The following is a 20185-nucleotide window of genomic DNA, read 5'->3' on the forward strand; positions in this document are numbered from 1 at the left end:
CCTGCAATGCATCAATTGACTCTGGCCGAGATCGCCCGCGGTCTCGCCGATAAAAAGTTTTCGTCCGAAGAGCTGACCAAGACCCTCCTGGCGCGCATCGCCGCACTGGATCCGAAGGTCAACAGCTTCATCAGCCTCACCGAGGAACTGGCCCTGGGCCAGGCCAAGGCCGCCGATGCCCGTCGCGCCAACGGTGAAAGCGGCGCGCTGCTGGGTGCGCCAATCGGTCACAAGGACCTGTTCTGCACCCAGGGCATCCGCACCAGCTGCGGCTCGAAGATGCTCGACAACTTCAAGGCGCCCTACGACGCCACCGTCGTCGCCAAGCTGGCCGAAGCCGGGGCCGTGACCCTGGGCAAGACCAACATGGACGAATTCGCCATGGGCTCGGCCAACGAATCGAGCTACTACGGCGCGGTGAAAAACCCGTGGAACGCGGAGCACGTGCCCGGCGGTTCGTCCGGTGGTTCGGCCGCAGCCGTTGCCGCGCGCTTCCTGCCAGCCGCCACGGCCACTGATACCGGCGGCTCGATCCGCCAGCCCGCCGCCTTCACCAACCTCACCGGCCTGAAACCGACCTACGGTCGCGTTTCCCGCTGGGGCATGATTGCCTACGCGTCCAGCCTCGACCAGGGCGGCCCTCTGGCCCGCACTGCCGAAGACTGCGCAATATTGTTACAAGGCATGGTCGGTTTCGATGCAAAGGACTCCACCAGCATCGATGAGCCGGTGCCGGACTACAGCGCCAGCCTCAACACCTCGCTCAAAGGCCTGCGCATCGGCGTGCCGAAAGAGTACTTCAGCGCCGGTCTCGACCCGCGTATCGCCGAACTGGTGCACAACAGCATCAAGGCGCTGGAAAAACTCGGCGCGGTGATCAAGGAAATCAGCCTGCCGAACAACCAGCACGCGATTCCGGCTTACTACGTGATTGCTCCGGCCGAAGCCTCCTCCAACCTGTCGCGTTTCGACGGCGTGCGCTTTGGCTACCGCTGTGAAGACCCGAAAGACCTCACCGACCTGTACAAGCGTTCCCGTGGCGAAGGTTTCGGCGTGGAAGTACAGCGCCGGATCATGGTCGGGGCCTACGCCTTGTCGGCTGGCTACTACGACGCGTACTACCTCAAGGCGCAGAAAATCCGACGCCTGGTAAAGAACGACTTCATGGCGGCCTTTAATGAAGTCGACGTGATCATCGGCCCAACCACGCCGAACCCGGCCTGGAAACTCGGCGCCAAGAATGGCGACCCGGTGGCCGCGTATCTGGAAGACCTGTACACCATCACCGCCAACCTCGCAGGCTTGCCGGGCTTGTCCATGCCAGCCGGTTTCGTCGATGGCCTGCCGGTGGGCGTGCAGTTGCTTGCCCCGTATTTCCAGGAAGGCCGCTTGCTCAATGTGGCGCACCAGTACCAGTTGAATACTGACTGGCACACTCGCACCCCAACCGGCTTCTGAGGAGAACACTATGCAATGGGAAGTTGTGATCGGGCTGGAGATTCATACCCAGCTTGCCACCCAATCGAAGATTTTCTCCGGTAGCGCCACCACGTTCGGCTCAGAGCCCAACACCCAGGCCAGCCTCGTAGACCTGGGCATGCCTGGCGTATTGCCAGTGCTGAACCAGGAAGCGGTGCGCATGGCGGTGATGTTCGGCCTGGCGATTGACGCCGAAATCGGCCAGCACAACGTGTTCGCGCGCAAGAACTACTTCTATCCGGACCTGCCCAAGGGCTACCAGATCAGCCAGATGGAATTGCCGATCGTCGGCAAGGGCTACCTGGATATCCCCCTGGAAGACGGCACCATCAAGCGTGTTGGCGTGACCCGTGCGCACCTGGAAGAAGATGCCGGCAAGAGCCTGCATGAAGAATTCAATGGCGCCACCGGCATCGACCTGAACCGCGCCGGCACGCCGCTGCTGGAGATCGTGTCCGAGCCGGACATGCGCAGTGCCAAGGAAGCGGTGGCCTACGTTAAGACCATCCACGCACTGGTGCGCTACCTGGGCATTTGCGACGGCAACATGGCCGAAGGCTCCCTGCGTTGCGACTGCAACGTGTCGGTGCGTCCTAAAGGCCAGGTTGAGTACGGCACCCGCTGTGAGATCAAGAACGTCAACTCGTTCCGTTTCATCGAAAAGGCGATCAACACCGAAGTCCGTCGCCAGATCGAGCTGATCGAAGACGGCGGCAAGGTGATCCAGCAGACGCGCCTGTACGACCCGAACAAAGACGAAACCCGCGCCATGCGCAGCAAGGAGGAAGCCAACGACTACCGTTACTTCCCCGATCCGGACCTGTTGCCGGTGGTCATCGAGGATTCGTTCCTCAATGACGTGCGCGCCACCCTGCCGGAATTGCCACCGCAAAAACGCGAACGCTTCCAGGCGCAGTTCGGCCTGTCGGTGTACGACGCCAGCGTCCTGGCATCGAGCCGCGAGCAGGCCGACTACTTCGAAAAAGTCGTGAGCATCGCTAGCGACGCCAAGTTGGCGGCCAACTGGGTCATGGTCGAACTGGGTAGCCTGTTGAACAAACAGGGCCTGGAAATCGACGAAGCCCCGGTCTCGGCCGAACAACTGGGCGGCATGTTGCTGCGCATCAAGGACAACACCATCTCCGGCAAAATCGCCAAGACCGTGTTTGAGGCCATGGCCAGCGGTGAAGGCAACGCCGACGAGATCATCGAGAAGCGCGGCCTCAAGCAAGTCACCGACAGCGGCGCCATCTCGGCCGTTCTTGATGAAATGCTCGCAGCCAATGCGGAGCAGGTCGAACAGTACCGTGCGGCCGACGAAGCCAAGCGCGGCAAGATGTTCGGCTTCTTTGTGGGCCAGGCGATGAAGGCCTCCAAAGGCAAGGCCAACCCGCAACAGGTCAACGAATTGCTCAAGAGCAAGCTCGAAGGCTGATAACGGTTGCCGCCCTGTGGGAACCGGCTTATGTGGGAGCTGGCTTGCCTGCGATAGCATCACCTCGGCACATCTGAAAAACCGAGGCGCCCGCATCGCAGGCAAGCCAGCTCCTACAGGGGTCGGTTCCCATATCAATTTTGGGGACACCTTGAAAATGAAGCGTCTACTCGGCCTCTGCGCCCTGTTCTCCCTGCTCACCGGCTGCGCCAGCGGCATGATCGACCCCAACGGCTACGACGAAACCGGCACCGCGTCCTACTACGGCGCCAAGCACCATGGCAAGAAGACCGCCAGCGGTGAACCCTTCAACCAACACGCCCTGACCGCCGCCCACCGGCGCCTGCCATTCGGCACGCGGGTCAAGGTCACCAATCTTGCCAGCAACAAAACCGTGGTGGTGCGCATCAATGATCGCGGCCCGCATACCCGTGGGCGGCTGATCGATCTTTCACGCCAGGCCGCCGAGCAGTTGGGTATGCTGCGCAGCGGAACCGCGCGCGTGCGCGTGCAAGCCCTGAGCAACTGACTGACGGAGCCCGGACCATTTTCGGATTAAGCGCCCTTTCGCCCATAAGCCTGATTGAACTGACCAGCGGCCTGCTGCTACTGATTGCCGGTGCCGAAATGCTGGTACGCGCCGCCGTGCGCCTGGCCGCCAGCCTCAAAGTCCGGCCACTGATCATTGGCTTGAGCATCGTCGCCTTTGGCAGCAGCGCGCCGCAAATCGCCGTCAGCCTGCAGGCCACCCTGGCCGGCAATACCGATATTGCCGTGGGCAGTGTGATTGGCAGCAGCATCTTCAATATCCTCGTCACCCTGGGTCTTTCGGCGCTGATTATTCCCCTGCGCGTCTCGCGGCAACTGGTGCGCCTGGATATCCCGGTGATGATCGGCGCCAGCATGCTGCTGTTTATTCTCGCCAGTGATGAAGCACTGACACCGCTCGACGGCCTGACCTTGCTTGCCGCCCTGCTCGCCTACCTGGGCCTGTTGCTGTACCAGACCCGCCATTCGCGCCGCCCGCGGACCCGCGACACGGTGGTACAGGCGCCGTGGCTGAGCAGTTTGCTGTGGATGATCGGCGGGCTCGTGTTGCTGGTGTTCGCCGGGCATCTGGTGCTGGGCGCAGCGGTGGAAGTGGCCAGCGACCTGGGCCTGTCCGAGCGGGTGATCGGCCTGACCATCGTCGCCGTCAGCACCTCGCTGCCGTGCCTGGCGACCTCGCTGATCGCCGCCCTGCGCGGCGAGCGGGAGATTGCGGTGGGGAACGTGATCGGCAGCAACCTGTTCAACCTGTTGGGGGTTCTGGGTTTTACCGCGCTGGTGGCGCCGCTGCCCTTGTCGGTGTCGCCCAACGCCCTGGATTTTGACCTGCCGGTGATGCTCGGCGTCGTGGTGTTGTGCCTGCCCGTGTTTTACACCGGCTACCGCATCACCCGCGCCGAAGGCTTGCTGCTGCTGGGGCTGTACCTGGCGTACGGGCTGCACGTGGTGTCATTTACCACCGGCATGCCACTGGCCAACAAACTGGAACAACTGATGCTGTATTACGTCCTGCCAGCGCTGGTGGCCTTCCTGTTGTTCACCTCGCTGCGAGCCTGGCACCGCCAACACAAGAGGGAGTCGCAATGACCGATCAAGCGAAATCCGGCGTTGAAATGCGCCGCCAGGTAATGGGCGATGCATTTGTCGACCGCGCCCTGGGCAATGCCACCGAATTCACCCAGCCGTTGCAGGACTTCGTCAACGAACATGCCTGGGGCGGGGTGTGGAACCGTGAAGGCTTGCCGCTGAAGACGCGCAGCCTGATTACCCTCGCTGCGCTGACCGCCTTGAAGTGCCCGCAGGAGCTCAAGGGCCATGTACGCGGTGCGCTGAACAATGGCTGCACTGTTGAAGAAATTCGCGAAGCGCTGCTGCATTGCGCGGTGTATGCCGGCGTGCCGGCGGCGATCGATGCGTTTCGGGCGGCACAAGAAGTGATCGACAGTTATCAGCAAACCCCTGTGTAGGAGCGAGCTTGCTCGCGAAAAACTTCAGGGCGACGCGCTCTACCTGGATGTACGCGTTATCGTTAACGTTTTTCGTCGGAACGCCGCCCGGAAACAAGCTCGCTCCTACACCCAGCCACCCGCCTGCAGCACAAAGATCCCGATATTGGTGGTCACCGCCGCCATCAATGTGGTGATCACGATAATCGCCGCCGCCAGCTCATGGTTACCCTGGGCCGCACGGGCCATGACAAAACTGGCAGCGGCCGTCGGTGCGCCAAAATACAGGAACAGAATCCCCAACTCCGGCCCCCGGAAGCCATACAGCCAGGCGCCGACGGTCGCCACGAGCGGCAGGCCGATCATCTTCACCAGGCTGGCGCTTAATGCCATGTTGCCGCTCTGGCGCAATGCGGCCAGTGACAGAGTGCCGCCAATGCAGATCAGTGCCAGGGGCAGCGTCATATCGGCCAGGTACCGCCCGGAGGTTTCCAGCCAATTGGGCAAGCCAATCTGGAAATAGGCAAACGGTGTCGCAGCAATCACACTGAGGATCAGCGGGTTGGCCAGTACGCTCTTGCAGATACTCCACGGGTCAGACTTGATCACTGGGCTGTAGACCGCCAGCACAATGGTCGACAGGGTGTTGTAGAACAGGATCACCAACCCCGCGAGGATCGCCCCGAGGGAAATGCCGTAGTCCCCATACATGCTGGCCGCCAGTGCCAGGCCGATCACCCCGTTGTTACCGCGAAATGCCCCTTGGGTATAGATACCCCGGTCCTCACGCGGGCAGCGAAAGATCGCCCAGCCCCAGGCCAGAGCAAAGCCGACCAGCGTGGCGACAGAGAAATAGATCAGCAGTTCTGGCTTGAGCGCCGAATGCAGGTCGGCGTGCAGAATCCCCAGAAACAGCAACGCCGGCATGGTGACGTTGAACACCAGGGACGATGCGGTGTGGATAAAGTTGTCGTTGATCCAATTGATGCGCTTGAGCAGGACGCCCAGAAACAACATGGCAAATACCGGCGCGGTGATTGTCAGGGTTTGCAGGAATATAGCCAGCATGCTGGGGAGAACCTTGGGTGAGCTTCGGTAGGTGGCTAATGATAAGCCAAACAGCCCAGCGCCGCCTGGCAGACCGCTATCGCGGGCAAGCCCGCTCCCACATGTTGATAGACGCTGTCGATGTGGGAGCGGACTTCCTCGCGAATACAGGCAACTCGGTCTCAGGTAATAGGCGCCGGGTTGAACAAGGTGATGTCATTGTGCAGCTTGTGCTGCTCGGCCCAGGTCTGCTTTTTGCCGCTGGCCACGTCCAGGTAGAAGTGGAACAACTCCCACCCCAACTCCTCGATGGTCGCACGCCCAGTCGCGATCCTTCCGGCATCGATATCGATCAGGTCTGGCCAGCGCTGCGCCAACTCCGTACGGGTCGAGACCTTCACCACGGGGGCCATCGCCAACCCATAGGGCGTGCCCCGCCCCGTGGTGAACACATGCAGGTTCATCCCCGCCGCCAGTTGCAAGGTGCCACAGACAAAATCGCTGGCCGGCGTCGCGCAAAAGATCAGGCCTTTGCCCTTGAACCGTTCGCCAGGCCCAAGCACACCATTGATCGCGCTGCTACCGGACTTGACGATGGAGCCCAGGGACTTCTCGACAATGTTCGACAGGCCGCCCTTCTTGTTGCCCGGCGTGGTGTTGGCGCTGCGATCGGCCTCGCCCTTGGCCAGGTAGCGGTCGTACCAGTCCATTTCCCGCACCAGTTCGCGGGCGACTTCCTGGTTTTCGGCGCGGGAAGTCAGCAGGTAAATGGCGTCGCGCACTTCAGTCACTTCGGAAAACATCACCGTCGCCCCGGCCCGCAGCAACAGGTCCGAGGCATAGCCCAGCGCCGGGTTGGCGGTGATCCCGGAAAACGCGTCGCTCCCCCCACATTGCATGCCGAGGATCAGTTGCGCAGCCGGTACCGTTTCCCGCCGGCGCAGGTCGAGTTTTTTCAGGCGGGTTTCGGCCAGTTCCATGATCTGTTCGATCATTTCGGTAAAACCGTGGCTGGCGTCCTGTAGGCGATACAGCCACGGTTCGCTGAGGTCCACCGAGCTGTCGTTGTCGTGCATCACCTGCCCGGCCTGCAACTTCTCGCAGCCCAGGCTGATCACCAACGCTTCGCCACCCAGGTTCGGGTTGCGCGCCAGATTGCGCACGGTGCGGATCGGGATATAGGCGTCGGTGGCGGTGATGGCCACGCCGCAACCATAGCTGTGGGTCAGTGCCACCACGTCATCGACATGCGGGTACTTGGGCAGCAACTCGTCCTTGATGCGCTTGACCGCATGGTCCAGCACGCCGGTCACGCACTGCACAGTAGTGGTGATGCCAAGGATATTGCGCGTGCCCACGGTGCCATCCGCATTGCGATAGCCCTCGAAGGTGAAACCTTCCAAGGGCGCCTGGGCTTCGGGCACTTCGGTGGACAGCGGCAAGCTGTCCAGCGGCGGCGCGGTGGGCATACGCAGCTGGTCTTCCTGGACCCAACTGCCGCGCGGTATCGGCTGCAAGGCGTAACCGATAGTTTGGCCGTAGCGAATGATCTGACCGCCTTGGGGGATATCTTCCAGGGTCACCTTGTGGCTCTGGGGAATGAACTCCACGGTCACCAGGCCGTCCGGGAACTCGGTCCCGGCCGGCACGCCTTGGTCGTTGACCACAATCACTACATTGTCGCGCTCGTGCAAACGGATGGAGCGCGGCGAGTCGGCATGTTCAATCAACTGCATCACACGGCCCCTTCAGGATTGCGCTTGGGAAAGGTTAGTCAACTCGGGGCCTTTGCTCGGCGGCTCATTGAGCACCACACGCTTGATCGGGCCGACAATCACCAGGTAACTGAATACTGCTACCAGCGCATTGGCGCCGACGAACACCAGGGCCCACTTGAACGAGCCGGTGGTGCTGATGATGTAGCCAATCACGATTGGCGTGGTGATGGAAGCCAGGTTGCCAAACGTGTTGAACAGGCCGCCGCTAAGGCCGGCGATTTGTTTTGGCGAGGTGTCAGACACCACCGCCCAACCCAGTGCGCCAACGCCTTTGCCGAAGAAGGCCAGGGCCATGAAGCCAACGACCATCCATTCCACATCCACGTAGTTGCAGGCAATGATGCTGCTGGAAACCAGCAAGCCGGCAATGATCGGGGCCTTGCGCGCGAAAGTCAGGGAATGGCCCTTGCGCAGCAGGTAGTCGGAAATCACCCCGCCCAGCACGCCGCCGATAAAGCCGCAGATCGCCGGGAGCGACGCGATGAAGCCGGCCTTGAGGATGGTCATGCCACGATCCTGTACCAGGTACACCGGGAACCAGGTCAGGAAGAAGTAGGTAATGCCGTTGATGCAGTACTGGCCCAGGTACACGCCGAGCATCATGCGATTGGTCAGCAACTGACGGATGTAATCCCACTTCGGCCCGTCGGTTTTCTTACCCTTGGCCTTGTCCTGATCCATATCGACCATCGCCCCATTGGCAGCGATGTGATTGAACTCGGCCTCGTTGATCAGCGGGTGCTGACGCGGGCTGTAGATCACTTTCAGCCAGATCAGGGAGAACACGATGCCGATCACGCCCATCACGATAAATACGTGCTGCCAGCCGAAGCTGTAGACGATCCACCCCATCAAGGGTGCAAACAATACCGTGGCGAAGTACTGCGCCGAGTTGAAGATCGCCGACGCCGTACCGCGTTCGGCGGTGGGGAACCAGGCCGCGACAATGCGCGCATTGCCGGGGAAAGAAGGTGCCTCTGCCAGGCCCACCAGGAACCGCAACATAAACAGCGCAACCACCGCAGTGGAGACCCCGAATTCACCGACATAGCCTTGCAGCACGGTGAACAGCGACCAGGTGAAGATGCTCAGGGCATAGACTTTTTTCGAACCGAACCGGTCCAGCAGCCAACCGCCAGGGATTTGCCCGGCCACGTAGGCCCAACCGAAAGCAGAGAAGATGTAACCGAGGGTGACGGCGTCGATGCCGAGGTCTTTTTGCAGGCTGGAACCTGCGATGGCGATGGTGGCGCGGTCGGCGTAGTTGATCGTCGTCACCAGGAACAGCATGAGCAAGATCAAATAACGGACGTGCGTCGGCTTGGTCGCTTGCATGTAGATGTACTCCCACTAATTATTTTTTTTGCGGGTAATTGTTGTGTGTTGCGTAACGCTGGCTCTTGTAGGAGCGAGCTTGCTCGCTCCTACAGAAATCCCCTCTTTCCGGGGCTGGGTTTATGAGCCGATGTAGCTGGTTTTCACCACGGTGTAGAACTCTTGCGCATAGCGACCTTGCTCACGCGAACCGTAGGATGAACCCTTCCGGCCACCAAAGGGAACGTGATAATCCACACCTGCGGTCGGCAGGTTGACCATCACCATCCCGGCCTGGGAGTGGCGCTTGAAGTGGTTGGCATACTTGAGCGAGGTGGTCGCGATGCCCGCCGACAGGCCGAAGTCGGTGTCATTGGCCATGGCCAGCGCCGCCTCGTAGTCCGCCACGCGCACCACGTTGGCCACTGGGCCGAAGATTTCTTCACGGCTGATACGCATGGCGGCCTCGCTGTCGGCAAACAGTGTCGGCGCCAGGAAATAGCCCTCGGTGTCGCAGGTCACCAGGCCACCACCGCTGACCAACCGCGCGCCTTCGCCTTGGCCGATATCGATGTACTTCAAGTCCTGGTCCAACTGGGCCTGGGACACGACCGGGCCGATATCCGTACCGGCATGCAGGGCATGGCCGACCTTGATCGATTGCATGCGCTCGGCCATGGCCGCGACAAACCGATCATGAATCCCGGCCGTCACGATAAAGCGACTCGATGCCGTGCAGCGCTGGCCAGTGGAGTAGAAGGCACTCTGCACCGACAGTTCGACGGCCTGCTTGAGGTCAGCATCGTCGAGAATGATCTGCGGATTCTTGCCGCCCATTTCCAACTGCACCTTGGCCTGGCGCGACACGCAGCTGACCGCGATCTGCCGCCCCACGCCCACGGAACCGGTGAAGCTGATGCCATCGACCTTCGAACTGTTGACCAGCGCATCGCCGACCACGCGACCACTGCCCATCACCAGGTTGAACACGCCACTGGGGAAGCCGGCGCGGGAGATGATTTCTGCCAGAGCCCAGGCGCAGCCGGGCACCAGGTCGGCCGGTTTGAGCACCACGCAGTTGCCATAGGCCAGGGCCGGGGCGATTTTCCAGGCGGGGATGGCAATCGGGAAGTTCCACGGGGTGATCAGACCCACCACGCCCAAGGCTTCGCGGGTGACTTCGACATTCACCCCTGGGCGCACCGACGGCAGGTAATCACCGGACAGGCGCAGGCACTCACCGGCAAAGAACTTGAAGATATTGCCGGCGCGGGTCACCTCGCCGATGGCTTCCGGCAGGGTCTTGCCCTCTTCGCGGGCCAGCAGCGTACCGAGTTCTTCGCGGCGGGCGAGGATCTCGCTGCCGACTTTGTCCAAGGCGTCATGCCGGGCCTGGATGCCGGAAGTCGACCACGCCGGGAACGCCGCGCGCGCGGCGTCGATGGCGGCGTCGACCTGGGCCAGATCGGCCTTGGCAAATTCGCCGATCACATCCGACAGGTCCGAGGGGTTGATATTGCTTGAGTAGTCAGCACCGGCCACCCACTGGCCACCGATGTAGTTGTCAAAACGCTTGGCTTGGGACACGAATCTTCTCCTGACGCAAAAAGCCGCTGATCACTCAGCGGCTTTATTCATGGGTTATTGCGCACCTTGCTTGTCGATCAGCGCGGCCAGGGCTTCATATTCTTCTGGCAGCAGATCGGTCAGCGGGGTGCGCACTGGGCCTGCGTCATAGCCGGCGATTTTTGCACCCGCCTTGACGATGCTCACGGCATAGCCGGCCTTGCGGTTACGGATGTCGAGGTAAGGCAAGAAGAAGTCGTCGATGATCTTGTCGACAGTGGCGTGATCTTCCCGGGCAATCGCGTGGTAGAAGTCCATCGCGGTTTTGGGAATGAAGTTGAACACCGCCGAGGAATACACCGGGACGCCAAGCGCCTTGTAGGCCGCGGCGTAAACCTCTGCGGTCGGCAGGCCGCCCAGGTAGCTGAAACGATCGCCCAGGCGACGGCGGATCGACACCATCAGTTCGATATCGCCCAGGCCATCCTTGTAGCCGATCAGGTTCGGGCAACGTTCGGCCAGGCGTTCGAGCAGTGGCGCGGTCAGGCGGCAGACGTTGCGGTTGTACACCACCACACCAATTTTTACCGACTTGCACACAGCCTCGACATGGGCGGCGACGCCGTCCTGGCTGGCTTCGGTCAAGTAGTGGGGCAGCAGCAGCAGACCCTTGGCCCCCAGGCGCTCGGCTTCCTGGGCGTATTCGATGGCTTGGCGCGTGGAGCCGCCGACACCGGCGAGGATCGGCACGCTGGTGGCGCAGGTATCAACGGCGGTTTTCACCACTTGGGAATATTCACTCGCCGCCAGGGAGAAAAACTCACCCGTGCCGCCCGCCGCGAACAAGGCAGTGGCACCGTAGGGGGCCAACCACTCCAGGCGCTTGATATAACCCGCCTGGTTGAAATCGCCCTGGGCATTGAAATCGGTAACCGGGAAAGACAGCAGACCGTGGGAAAGGATGGACTTCAGTTCTTGTGGATTCATTATTCGAACACCCTGGATAACGACTGATACTGGGGAATGGTTTTTGTTGTCGTACGTCATCGTACAACTATAAAAATATTCGTCAACACTATTTCGTCGACTTGCATGGGTCTCGAGGGCGTTTACTTGCAACCCCCTTGACGTAGGAAATTGCTCCGCTATTCTTGCAATAGCTGTATATACATACAGCTATCAAGGAAGAATCCTACGACATAGCAAGGAGCTAACATGTCAGAACTTGAATCGGTCATCACCCGCAAGCCCCTCCCCTCCCTACGCTTCGAAGGCGGCGAGCACACCGCTATTGGCGATGAGACGCTACTGCGGTTCGTACAGGGCGAGCCCTCTATTCCGGGGTCGCAAGTCAAACTGCATCTGCCTAATGGCCTGGCTTTGACCTATGGCCAGATCATCGCCCTGGGCGGTGATTTCTATGGGATCCCCGGCCAGCCCATCAGCGACGGTGCATCGCCAGCCGAGCGCGTGCAGCGCTTTACCGCCGCGTTCAACTCCCTGGCCACGCTGCCGGCGTCGCGGGACGAAGCGGGCAAAATTCTCGCGGTCATGCAAAAGGAGATCAACGCGGTCAAGCAGGCCATCAAGGAGGGTAAGCAGGCCCATGAAGCCTATGACGCACTCGGAGATACGTTGTCTGAAGAGTGGAATCGCATCACCGGCGGCGGCAGCGTCGTTTCAGCCATGGTGCCCTTGGGGCGCTACCTTAAGCTGGCCGCCGACAACGCCGACCATTTCGGCGAATGGGCGCTGTCAGCCTATCTGGCAGGGCATACCGGCGCCCTGCAACAAGCGGTCGTCGCCCACCAAAGTGGCAGCGACCAGCAATTGGAACTGGCTTATGCCATGAACAGTTTTGCTGATCACTTTTTGACCGACCTGTTTTCCGCTGGGCACCTGCGCGTACCGCGCAAGCAACTGGCTCGCGTAGTCACACCGGGTGAGCTGGGGTCGTTGATCAGCCGCTTCATGCATGACGAAGACAGCAAGTTCGGGCTCAAGGTACGCAACGCACTGGGCGATGAGTGGCACGCCTATGGGGACAAACGCTATTTCGACAGCAATGATGCGGCCAACCGCGCTCAGGTCAAACGCGCGGTGCAGGCCTCGGCCGATGAGATTTTCGAGGCCTATGTCAGTGGCATCCTGCCCTCCCCGGCCACGTACAAGGCACCGCTGTACGTGCCGGACCTGAATGCGGTGAACAACCCGAGCACTAACTTCTCACCGCTGTTCAAGGCCGAGGGCGACAAGGTGCTGCGACGCAAGGACGTCAACAACCTCAACGACAAACAGTGGACGAATGATTGGTGGGGCTGGAGCACCTACCTGCTGCTGCAAAACTACACACCCAATACGCCAGCCTGAAACCAGGCGCAGATGCCGGGACGCCGGCGTCTGCGCCATCGACGAGCATCAGCCGCGCTGCGCCTGCGCCTCTTCATGTGCCTGGCGCAACCGCTCGCGGCTGTTTGTCAGGTGCAGGCGCATCGCCGCTCGCGCCGCATCCGAATCCTGGCGGGCGATCGCTTCGTAAATTTCTTCGTGCTCACGGCTCAGGCGGCTCATGTAGTGCTGCTGGTCATCATGGGCCAGGCGCGCTGAGTTCAGGCGCGTACGCGGGATAATGCTGGTGCCCAGGTGCGTCATGATATCGGTGAAGTAGCGATTGCCGGTGGACAACGCAATCTGCAGATGGAACTGGAAGTCCGACGCCACTGCATCGCTGGCGTGCGCCGCACTTTCATTCAAGGCATCGAGGGCGGCGCGCATCGCGGCCAACTGTTCGTCGCTGCGACGCTGGGCCGCGAGGCCGGCGGATTCCACTTCCAGGCTGATGCGCAGTTCCAGAATCGCCAACACATCGCGCAACGTCACCACCGTCGCCGGATCGATCCGGAACCCGCTGGGGCTCGGCGTATCCAGCACAAAGGTGCCGATGCCATGCCGGGTCTCCACCTGCCCGGCCGCCTGCAGGCGCGAGATCGCCTCGCGCACCACCGTACGGCTGACCCCATGGGCTTCCATGATCGCTGACTCGGTGGGCAACTTATCCCCACGATTGAGCTGGCCGTCGCGGATCTGCTCGGACAACACCGTGACCAGTTCCTGGGCAAGGCTGCGACGCTTGCGGGGAAGACGCGGGGCGGTGCTGAGGTTTTCCATGGGTAACCAATTATCTCGATGATCTGAAGGCGCATCATAGCCCAAGCAGGTTGTACGATCACCGCTCACCGCGACTTTGTAGCGCGCAAAAAAATACCCCGGCCAAAGCCGGGGCATTTTTTCAGCACGTGCCCGCAGGCACATGCTCCATCACTTCACCACTTTCAAGCTCGGCCGGCCCGTAGGGCGCGGCGGCTCGGAGTCAGGCGGCGGCAGGTCGTCATCTTCAACTTCGATCGCTTCGTCGTCGTCAAGCGACGACTCCAGATCAAACACCATGCCCTGGCCATTTTCCCGGGCATAAATGCCCAGAATCGCGCCGATGGGCACATAGAGCGTATGGGGTACACCACCAAAACGCCCTTCAAAGCTGACCGCTTCATTGTCCATGTGCAGTTGGCGTACGGCACTGGGCGAAACGTTCAGGACAATCTGTCCGTCACTGGCAAAACCTTGTGGCACCTGCACCGCAGGAAACTCGGAATTGACCAGCATGTGCGGGGTGCAATCGTTATCCACAATCCACTCATAGAGCGCGCGGACCAGATAAGGTCGACTGGAGTTCATCAACGGCTCCTTAAGCCTTAGCGCATATCACGTTCGACGCCAGACAGACTTGCCTGGAAAGCCTCACGCGCAAACTGGCGCTCCATGTAATCAAGCAGCGGCTTGGCAGGCCGCGGCAATTCAATGCCCAAAATCGGCAAACGCCAGAGTATGGGTAATAGGCAGCAATCCACCAGGCTTTGTTCCTCACTGAGGAAAAAAGGTTTGTCGGCGAATAACGGTGAAACGCCGGTCAGGCTCTCGCGCAATTCCTTGCGCGCCTGCACACGGGCCGCTTCTTTGCTGCGTGTATCCAGAATCAGATCCACCAGCCCACACCAGTCACGCTGGATCCGATGGATCAGCAAGCGGCTGTTGGCACGCGCCACCGGATACACCGGCAGCAAAGGTGGATGGGGGTAACGCTCATCCAGATATTCCATCACCACGGTTGACTCCCACAACGCCAGGTCACGATCGACCAGGGTGGGCAAGCTGCCGTAAGGGTTCACTTCGATCAGTTTCGGCGGATGACGACCCACCTCCACACTGATGATCTCGGCGCTGACACCCTTCTCTGCGAGCACGATGCGTACTCGGTGGGAATAGTGGTCGGCGGGGTCGGAGTAACAGGCCAACCGGTTGGTCACGCCCATGGCGGTCCTCCTCGCTTGTTGAAATTATCGAAAGCTCAAAAACGAGCGCGCCCAGAAAGCATCTCCCGTAACACCTGGATCAACCAGAGCGTTACCCGTTCAGAGACGTCGCTGGGCGCGCAAGATTAACAGCAATTGCCTAAGGTTGGATCAATGCACATCCTTCCAGTATTCACGCTTGAGCAAATAAGCGAATACGAAGAAGAAAGCCAGGTACAGCAACACATAGGTACCGATGCGTTGATGCTCCAGTTTGACCGGGTTGGCGGAGTACGCCAGGAAGGTCACCAGGTTCTTGACCTTCTCGTCGAACTGCTCCTCGTTCAGCGCACCGCTCTTGGGCACGATGGTCAGTTGATCACAGGCCTCATGGGTCAACGGCGTGCCGGTCAGCGGGTCATATTGCTTCTTGCCGTTTTCCACGACTTGAACCTGCTTGCATCCTACCACCTGACGCCCTTGCAGGCCGACCAGCACGTTAGGCATACCGACGTTCGGGAACACCTTGTTGTTCACGCCCCATGGACGTGTAGGGTCTTCGTAGAACGACTTCAGGTAGCCATACAGCCAGTCGGTGCCGCGTACGCGCGCTACCAGGGTCAGGTCGGGCGGTGCAGCCCCGAACCAGGCCTTGGCGTCGGCCGGTTGCATGCCGATGTTCATGTGGTCACCAATCTTGGCGCCGGTGAACACCAGGTTCTTGAGCATCAGCTCATGGGGGATACCCAGGTCGTCGGCAACCCGCTCGTAACGCTGGAACTTGGCGCTGTGGCAGCCCATGCAGTAGTTGGCGAACGTACGGGCGCCGTCTTGCATGGCAGCCTTGTCAGAAACGTCGATGTCGACTTTTTCCAGTTCCGCGCCGTGCTCGGCCGCGAAGGACAGTACCGGCAGGGCAGCAAGAATCAATGCAGCAAATAATTTTTTCATCAGCCAGTCACCCTTTCCGGAACCGGTTTTGTCTTCTCGAGCCGGGTGTAGAACGGCATCAGAATGAAGTAGGCGAAGTACAGGAAGGTGCAGACCTGCGACAACAACGTCCGCTCAGGGGTTGGCGCCAATACGCCCAGCACGCCCAGGATCACGAACGAGATGCAGAACACCCACAGCCAGATCTTGCTCAGCCAGCCTTTGTAGCGCATGGACTTGACCGGGCTACGGTCAAGCCACGGCAACACGAACAGCACGGCAATGGCTGCACCCATGGCGATAACGCCCATGAGCTTGTCGGGGATCGCCCGCAAAATGGCGTAGAACGGCGTGAAGTACCAGACCGGGGCAATGTGTTCCGGGGTCTTGAAGGCGTTCGCCTGTTCGAAGTTCGGCTTCTCAAGGAAATAGCCGCCCATTTCCGGGAAGAAGAACACGATCGAGCAGAACACAAACAGGAACACCACCACGCCGACGATATCCTTGACGGTGTAGTAAGGGTGGAATGGAATGCCGTCCAGCGGAATGCCGTTCTCGTCCTTGTGCTTCTTGATGTCCACGCCGTCCGGGTTGTTCGAACCCACTTCGTGCAGCGCCAGGATGTGCAGCACTACCAGGCCGAGAATCACGATCGGCAAGGCCACCACATGCAAGGCAAAGAAGCGGTTCAGGGTGATGCCCGAGATCAGGTAGTCACCACGGATCCACTGGGTCAGGTCATTGCCGATGACCGGGATCGCGCCAAACAGCGAGATGATCACCTGGGCACCCCAGTAGGACATCTGGCCCCAAGGCAGCAGGTAGCCCATGAAGGCCTCTGCCATCAGCGCCAGGTAGATCAGCATGCCAAACACCCACACCAGCTCACGTGGCTTCTGGTACGACCCGTAGAGCAAGCCACGGAACATGTGCAGATAGACCACGATGAAGAACGCCGAAGCGCCAGTGGAGTGCAGCAGGCGCAGGATCGAGCCGTACTCGACATCACGCATGATGTATTCGACGGAGGCGAATGCTTCTTCCGCCGACGGGGTGTAGCTCATGGTCAGCCAGACACCGGTAACGATCTGATTGACCAGTACCAGCAATGCCAGGGAACCAAAGAAATAGAAGAAGTTGAAGTTCTTCGGCGCGTAATACTTGCTGAGATGGTCTTCCCACATTTTGGTGGCGGGGAAGCGCGCATCCACCCAATCCATGAACTTGCTCATTACGCGCTCTCCTTATCGACACCAATGACAATAACGTCGTCAGATTCGTAGTTGTGCGGCGGAACCGGCAGGTTCAACGGGGCAGGCTGGGATTTGTAGACGCGACCGGCCAGGTCGTAGTGGGAACCGTGGCAAGGGCAGAAATAGCCGCCGACCCAGTCCTTGCCCAGGTCCACTGGCGCGACTTCCGGGCGGAAGGTCGGCGAGCAGCCCAGGTGGGTGCAAAGACCGACCAGCAGCAGGATCTCTGGCTTGATCGAACGCACTTCGTTTTGGGCGTAGGCGGGTTGTTCGGAATTCTTGGACTCGGGGTCAGACAACTGGCCCTCGATCTTCTTCAGATTCCCCAGGATTTCCTCGGTACGACGAACGATGAATACTGGCTGGCCGCGCCACTCAGCAATCATCTGCTGGCCTGGCTCGATCTTGCTGACATTCACCTTCACCGGTGCACCTGCGGCTTTCGCCTTGGCACTGGGAAACCATGACCCCACGAACGGGACCGCAGCCCCCACCGCTCCTGCAGCACCCACCACGGATGTGGCTGCTACCAAGAAGCGACGCCGGCCTGCATTCACGCCGTCATTGCTCATTCAGTCCTCTCCCATCAGCTTTTTGGCCTGTTAAATCAGGCGTCTACTAAGTATTAAATCTGAACTTATAAAAATTTTGCCGAATGGTAATGAAAAGCCCCACCTCTGACAAGGTAATTACCCGCAGCCTAGCCTCCAAGCCTTGTAGTATAGGGGGTCTACGGATGTGGCAAGTTGTCACACAGAAAAAACCCGCACAAAACGCGGGCAATAAAAAACGCCCAGCTCCGTGAGGAGGCTGGGCGTTTTTGTGGAACGTAAAGCGAATTAACGCTTCGAGTACTGCGGACGCTTACGCGCTTTACGCAGACCGACTTTCTTACGTTCAACTTCACGGGCATCACGAGTCACGAAGCCAGCTTTGCGCAGAGCGCCGCGCAGGGTTTCGTCGTACTGCATCAGAGCGCGAGTGATACCGTGGCGGATTGCGCCAGCTTGACCACTTACACCGCCACCGATAACGGTGACGTAGATGTCGAACTTTTCAACGGTCTCGGTCAGTTCCAGCGGCTGACGAACTACCATGCGGGCAGTTTCGCGGCCGAAGAAGTTGTCCAGAGTGCGGTTGTTGATCGAGATGTTACCAGTGCCCGGACGCAGGAAAACGCGTGCGGTTGCGGTTTTGCGACGGCCAGTGCCGTAATTTTGAGTCGCCGACATAATGAACTATTCCGTTAAAACTTCAGTTCTTGGGGCTGCTGAGCAGCATGAGGGTGAGCAGCGCCCGCATAGACTTTCAGCTTGCGATACATGTCGCGACCCAGTGGGCCCTTCGGCAGCATACCTTTAACCGCGATCTCGATCGGGGCTTCAGGCTTCTTGGCAATCAGGCCTTCGAAGTTCGAAGACTTGATACCGCCTGGGAAACCGGAGTGACGGTAGTACATTTTGTCGCTTGCTTTGTTGCCGGTTACACGAACCTGCTCAGCGTTGATGATTACGATGTAGTCACCGGTATCAACGTGAGGGGTGTACTCAGGCTTGTGCTTGCCACGCAGACGGCTGGCGACTTCAGTGGCCAGACGACCCAGGGTCTGACCAGCGGCGTCGACGACAAACCAGTCGCGCTGAACTGTTTCCGGTTTTGCAGTAAAAGTTGTCATTCTTTAATAGCCTCAGGGGCCGCCCTGTAAATTAGACGGCGGATCTTACTGAATAGTGCGTACTTTGACAAGTCAAAGGCAGCCGGATACAGACGCTATCGGGGGCTCGGGTCAGCGCGTCCGTTCAACGGCAAGATTCTTCGGCAGGCGGCGCATCACTTCCACTGCAGAAAGAGGTGGGCAATTATGCAGATTGCGAAAAAAAATTCAACCTGCTTTTATGATTGTTTTCCCGAAGGAGCACCCGATGAAGTATCGACAGCTGGGCCGGACCGATCTGAACGTGAGCGAGATCTGCCTCGGGACCATGACCTGGGGTGAGCAGAACACCGAGGCAGAGGCCTTCGCGCAGATTGAGCGGGCCAAAGGCGCGGGGATCAACTTCCTCGATACCGCAGAGATGTACCCGGTGCCGCCCAAGGCCGACACCTATGCCACCACCGAGCGCTACATCGGCAATTACTTCAAGAGCCGTGGCGACCGCGCCGACTGGATCCTCGCCAGCAAGATCGCCGGCCCCGGCAATACCATCGACTACATCCGCGATGGCCACCTCAAGCACAACCGCAAACATATCGTCGACGCCCTGGATGCCAGCCTCAAGCGCCTGCAGACCGACTGGATCGACCTGTACCAGTTGCACTGGCCGGAACGCAGCACCAACTTCTTCGGCCAACTGAGCTACAAGCACCAGGAAGAGCCCGACCTGACGCCCCTGGAAGAAACCCTCGAAGCCCTCGACGAGCAGGTCAAGGCCGGCAAGATCCGCCACATCGGCCTGTCCAATGAAACGCCCTGGGGCACCATGAAGTTCCTGGCCCTGGCCGAGGCCCGTGGCTGGACCCGCGCAGTGTCGATCCAGAACCCCTACAACCTGCTCAACCGCAGCTTTGAAGTGGGCCTGGCGGAGATCGCCATCCGCGAGCAATGTGGCTTGCTGGCTTACTCGCCCCTGGCGTTCGGCATGCTCAGCGGCAAGTACGAAGGCGGCGCACGGCCAGCCAAGGGCCGCTTGAGCCTGTACAGCCGCTTCAGCCGCTACTTCAACCCACAATCGGAAGCCGCGTGCAGCCGCTACGTGGCCCTGGCCCGCGAGCACGGCCTGGACCCGGCGCAGATGGCCCTGGCGTTTGTGACGCAGCAGCCGTTTGTGACCAGCAATATCATTGGCGCCACGACGCTTGCGCAGTTGGATAGCAACATCGCCAGTGCCGACCTGAAGCTGTCGAAAGAGGTGCTGGAGGGGATTGAGGCGATTCAGAAGGATCATCCCAACCCTGCGCCTTGATTGACCTTTAGGCCGCCTTCGCGAGCAAGCCCGCTCCCACATTCGAATGTGTTCACACATCAAAATGTGGGAGCTGG

General features: G+C 60.0%; 20 protein-coding genes. 7 read left to right on the forward strand and 13 right to left on the reverse strand.

Annotation, left to right across the window (positions count from 1 at the left end; translation table 11 throughout):
- Positions 1–6: 6 nt before the first annotated feature.
- From gatA to FIV38_RS00965, 5 genes are all read left to right on the forward strand, one after another.
- Complete coding sequence (gatA, locus tag FIV38_RS00945; protein WP_092238274.1) at positions 7–1458, forward strand: Asp-tRNA(Asn)/Glu-tRNA(Gln) amidotransferase subunit GatA; 1452 nt, start codon at positions 7–9, stop codon at positions 1456–1458.
- Positions 1459–1468: 10 nt separating this feature from the next.
- Positions 1469–2914 (forward strand): Asp-tRNA(Asn)/Glu-tRNA(Gln) amidotransferase subunit GatB, encoded by a 1446-nt coding sequence (gene gatB, locus FIV38_RS00950; protein ID WP_092238277.1) that lies wholly within the window; start codon positions 1469–1471, stop codon positions 2912–2914.
- 157 nt (positions 2915–3071) lie between these two features.
- A complete protein-coding gene (locus FIV38_RS00955; RefSeq protein WP_029291879.1) occupies positions 3072–3443 on the forward strand; it encodes a septal ring lytic transglycosylase RlpA family protein in 372 nt (123 codons plus the stop codon).
- 59 nt (positions 3444–3502) lie between these two features.
- Positions 3503–4549, forward strand: a complete 1047-nt coding sequence (locus FIV38_RS00960; RefSeq protein ID WP_032866451.1) for a calcium/sodium antiporter — start codon at positions 3503–3505, stop codon at positions 4547–4549.
- Complete coding sequence (locus FIV38_RS00965) at positions 4546–4929, forward strand: carboxymuconolactone decarboxylase family protein (protein WP_092238280.1); 384 nt, start codon at positions 4546–4548, stop codon at positions 4927–4929. Before FIV38_RS00960 ends, FIV38_RS00965 begins: the two co-directional genes overlap by 4 nt.
- A gap of 105 nt (positions 4930–5034) precedes the next feature.
- Here FIV38_RS00965 and FIV38_RS00970 read toward each other — a convergent pair whose 3' ends face one another.
- From FIV38_RS00970 to kdgD, 5 genes are all read right to left on the reverse strand, one after another.
- Complete coding sequence (locus FIV38_RS00970) at positions 5035–5976, reverse strand: AEC family transporter (protein WP_092238283.1); 942 nt, start codon at positions 5974–5976, stop codon at positions 5035–5037.
- Between the two features lie 161 nt (positions 5977–6137).
- A complete protein-coding gene (gene garD / locus FIV38_RS00975) occupies positions 6138–7691 on the reverse strand; it encodes a galactarate dehydratase (protein WP_092238286.1) in 1554 nt (517 codons plus the stop codon).
- 12 nt (positions 7692–7703) lie between these two features.
- Positions 7704–9068 (reverse strand): MFS transporter, encoded by a 1365-nt coding sequence (locus FIV38_RS00980; RefSeq protein WP_029291889.1) that lies wholly within the window; start codon positions 9066–9068, stop codon positions 7704–7706.
- Positions 9069–9188: 120 nt separating this feature from the next.
- The gene (locus tag FIV38_RS00985) at positions 9189–10634 is read right to left on the reverse strand and encodes an aldehyde dehydrogenase family protein (RefSeq protein ID WP_092238289.1); all 1446 of its coding nucleotides are present in this window, start codon (positions 10632–10634) and stop codon (positions 9189–9191) included.
- Positions 10635–10688: 54 nt separating this feature from the next.
- Positions 10689–11600: a 5-dehydro-4-deoxyglucarate dehydratase gene (kdgD, locus tag FIV38_RS00990; protein ID WP_029291893.1), complete on the reverse strand. Its 912-nt coding sequence runs from the start codon at positions 11598–11600 to the stop codon at positions 10689–10691.
- Between the two features lie 228 nt (positions 11601–11828).
- Between kdgD and FIV38_RS00995 the strand changes: the two genes are divergently transcribed.
- On the forward strand, positions 11829–12983 hold the full coding sequence (locus tag FIV38_RS00995; protein WP_092238292.1) for a phospholipase: 1155 nt from the start codon (positions 11829–11831) through the stop codon (positions 12981–12983).
- Between the two features lie 48 nt (positions 12984–13031).
- On the opposite strand, the gene FIV38_RS01000 is transcribed toward FIV38_RS00995, so the two are convergent.
- The 8 genes from FIV38_RS01000 to rplM form a co-directional block, all read right to left on the reverse strand.
- Complete coding sequence (locus tag FIV38_RS01000; RefSeq protein ID WP_029291897.1) at positions 13032–13781, reverse strand: FadR/GntR family transcriptional regulator; 750 nt, start codon at positions 13779–13781, stop codon at positions 13032–13034.
- A 150-nt stretch (positions 13782–13931) separates the two neighbouring features.
- Positions 13932–14348, reverse strand: a complete 417-nt coding sequence (locus tag FIV38_RS01005) for a ClpXP protease specificity-enhancing factor (protein ID WP_029291899.1) — start codon at positions 14346–14348, stop codon at positions 13932–13934.
- Positions 14349–14365: 17 nt separating this feature from the next.
- Complete coding sequence (locus tag FIV38_RS01010; protein ID WP_027604841.1) at positions 14366–14983, reverse strand: glutathione S-transferase N-terminal domain-containing protein; 618 nt, start codon at positions 14981–14983, stop codon at positions 14366–14368.
- Positions 14984–15133: 150 nt separating this feature from the next.
- On the reverse strand, positions 15134–15913 hold the full coding sequence (locus tag FIV38_RS01015; RefSeq protein ID WP_029291902.1) for a cytochrome c1: 780 nt from the start codon (positions 15911–15913) through the stop codon (positions 15134–15136).
- On the reverse strand, positions 15913–17124 hold the full coding sequence (locus FIV38_RS01020) for a cytochrome b (protein ID WP_003188526.1): 1212 nt from the start codon (positions 17122–17124) through the stop codon (positions 15913–15915). The genes FIV38_RS01015 and FIV38_RS01020 overlap by 1 nt, the downstream gene beginning before the upstream one ends.
- Positions 17124–17717, reverse strand: a complete 594-nt coding sequence (petA, locus tag FIV38_RS01025; RefSeq protein WP_029291905.1) for a ubiquinol-cytochrome c reductase iron-sulfur subunit — start codon at positions 17715–17717, stop codon at positions 17124–17126. The genes FIV38_RS01020 and petA overlap by 1 nt, the downstream gene beginning before the upstream one ends.
- A 267-nt stretch (positions 17718–17984) precedes the next feature.
- Positions 17985–18377, reverse strand: coding sequence for a 30S ribosomal protein S9 (gene rpsI / locus FIV38_RS01030; RefSeq protein WP_003171743.1), 393 nt, complete (start codon positions 18375–18377; stop codon positions 17985–17987).
- Positions 18378–18391: 14 nt separating this feature from the next.
- Positions 18392–18820 carry a 50S ribosomal protein L13 gene (rplM, locus tag FIV38_RS01035; RefSeq protein WP_029291908.1) on the reverse strand — a complete coding sequence of 143 codons (429 nt, stop codon included), beginning with the start codon at positions 18818–18820 and terminating at the stop codon, positions 18392–18394.
- Positions 18821–19067: 247 nt separating this feature from the next.
- On the opposite strand from rplM, the gene FIV38_RS01040 reads away from it, so the two are divergent.
- Positions 19068–20108, forward strand: coding sequence for an NADP(H)-dependent aldo-keto reductase (locus tag FIV38_RS01040; protein WP_029291910.1), 1041 nt, complete (start codon positions 19068–19070; stop codon positions 20106–20108).
- Positions 20109–20185 lie beyond the last annotated feature (77 nt).

The sequence above is a fragment of the Pseudomonas proteolytica genome (assembly GCF_007858275.1).
GTDB classification, from domain to species: domain Bacteria; phylum Pseudomonadota; class Gammaproteobacteria; order Pseudomonadales; family Pseudomonadaceae; genus Aquipseudomonas; species Aquipseudomonas proteolytica.

What these genes read in the sequence shown, in the direction of transcription:
- petA (WP_029291905.1), bottom strand. Translation starts at nt 17,717, where the DNA reads ATGAGCAATGACGGCGTGAATGCAGGCCGGCGTCGCTTCTTGGTAGCA.
- FIV38_RS01000 (WP_029291897.1), bottom strand. Translation starts at nt 13,781, where the DNA reads ATGGAAAACCTCAGCACCGCCCCGCGTCTTCCCCGCAAGCGTCGCAGC.
- FIV38_RS00980 (WP_029291889.1), bottom strand. Translation starts at nt 9,068, where the DNA reads ATGCAAGCGACCAAGCCGACGCACGTCCGTTATTTGATCTTGCTCATG.
- FIV38_RS01040 (WP_029291910.1), top strand. Translation starts at nt 19,068, where the DNA reads ATGAAGTATCGACAGCTGGGCCGGACCGATCTGAACGTGAGCGAGATC.
- FIV38_RS00965 (WP_092238280.1), top strand. Translation starts at nt 4,546, where the DNA reads ATGACCGATCAAGCGAAATCCGGCGTTGAAATGCGCCGCCAGGTAATG.
- rpsI (WP_003171743.1), bottom strand. Translation starts at nt 18,377, where the DNA reads ATGTCGGCGACTCAAAATTACGGCACTGGCCGTCGCAAAACCGCAACC.
- FIV38_RS00995 (WP_092238292.1), top strand. Translation starts at nt 11,829, where the DNA reads ATGTCAGAACTTGAATCGGTCATCACCCGCAAGCCCCTCCCCTCCCTA.
- FIV38_RS01020 (WP_003188526.1), bottom strand. Translation starts at nt 17,124, where the DNA reads ATGAGCAAGTTCATGGATTGGGTGGATGCGCGCTTCCCCGCCACCAAA.
- FIV38_RS01010 (WP_027604841.1), bottom strand. Translation starts at nt 14,983, where the DNA reads ATGGGCGTGACCAACCGGTTGGCCTGTTACTCCGACCCCGCCGACCAC.
- kdgD (WP_029291893.1), bottom strand. Translation starts at nt 11,600, where the DNA reads ATGAATCCACAAGAACTGAAGTCCATCCTTTCCCACGGTCTGCTGTCT.
- rplM (WP_029291908.1), bottom strand. Translation starts at nt 18,820, where the DNA reads ATGACAACTTTTACTGCAAAACCGGAAACAGTTCAGCGCGACTGGTTT.
- FIV38_RS01015 (WP_029291902.1), bottom strand. Translation starts at nt 15,913, where the DNA reads ATGAAAAAATTATTTGCTGCATTGATTCTTGCTGCCCTGCCGGTACTG.
- FIV38_RS00970 (WP_092238283.1), bottom strand. Translation starts at nt 5,976, where the DNA reads ATGCTGGCTATATTCCTGCAAACCCTGACAATCACCGCGCCGGTATTT.
- garD (WP_092238286.1), bottom strand. Translation starts at nt 7,691, where the DNA reads ATGCAGTTGATTGAACATGCCGACTCGCCGCGCTCCATCCGTTTGCAC.
- FIV38_RS01005 (WP_029291899.1), bottom strand. Translation starts at nt 14,348, where the DNA reads ATGAACTCCAGTCGACCTTATCTGGTCCGCGCGCTCTATGAGTGGATT.
- gatA (WP_092238274.1), top strand. Translation starts at nt 7, where the DNA reads ATGCATCAATTGACTCTGGCCGAGATCGCCCGCGGTCTCGCCGATAAA.
- FIV38_RS00955 (WP_029291879.1), top strand. Translation starts at nt 3,072, where the DNA reads ATGAAGCGTCTACTCGGCCTCTGCGCCCTGTTCTCCCTGCTCACCGGC.
- gatB (WP_092238277.1), top strand. Translation starts at nt 1,469, where the DNA reads ATGCAATGGGAAGTTGTGATCGGGCTGGAGATTCATACCCAGCTTGCC.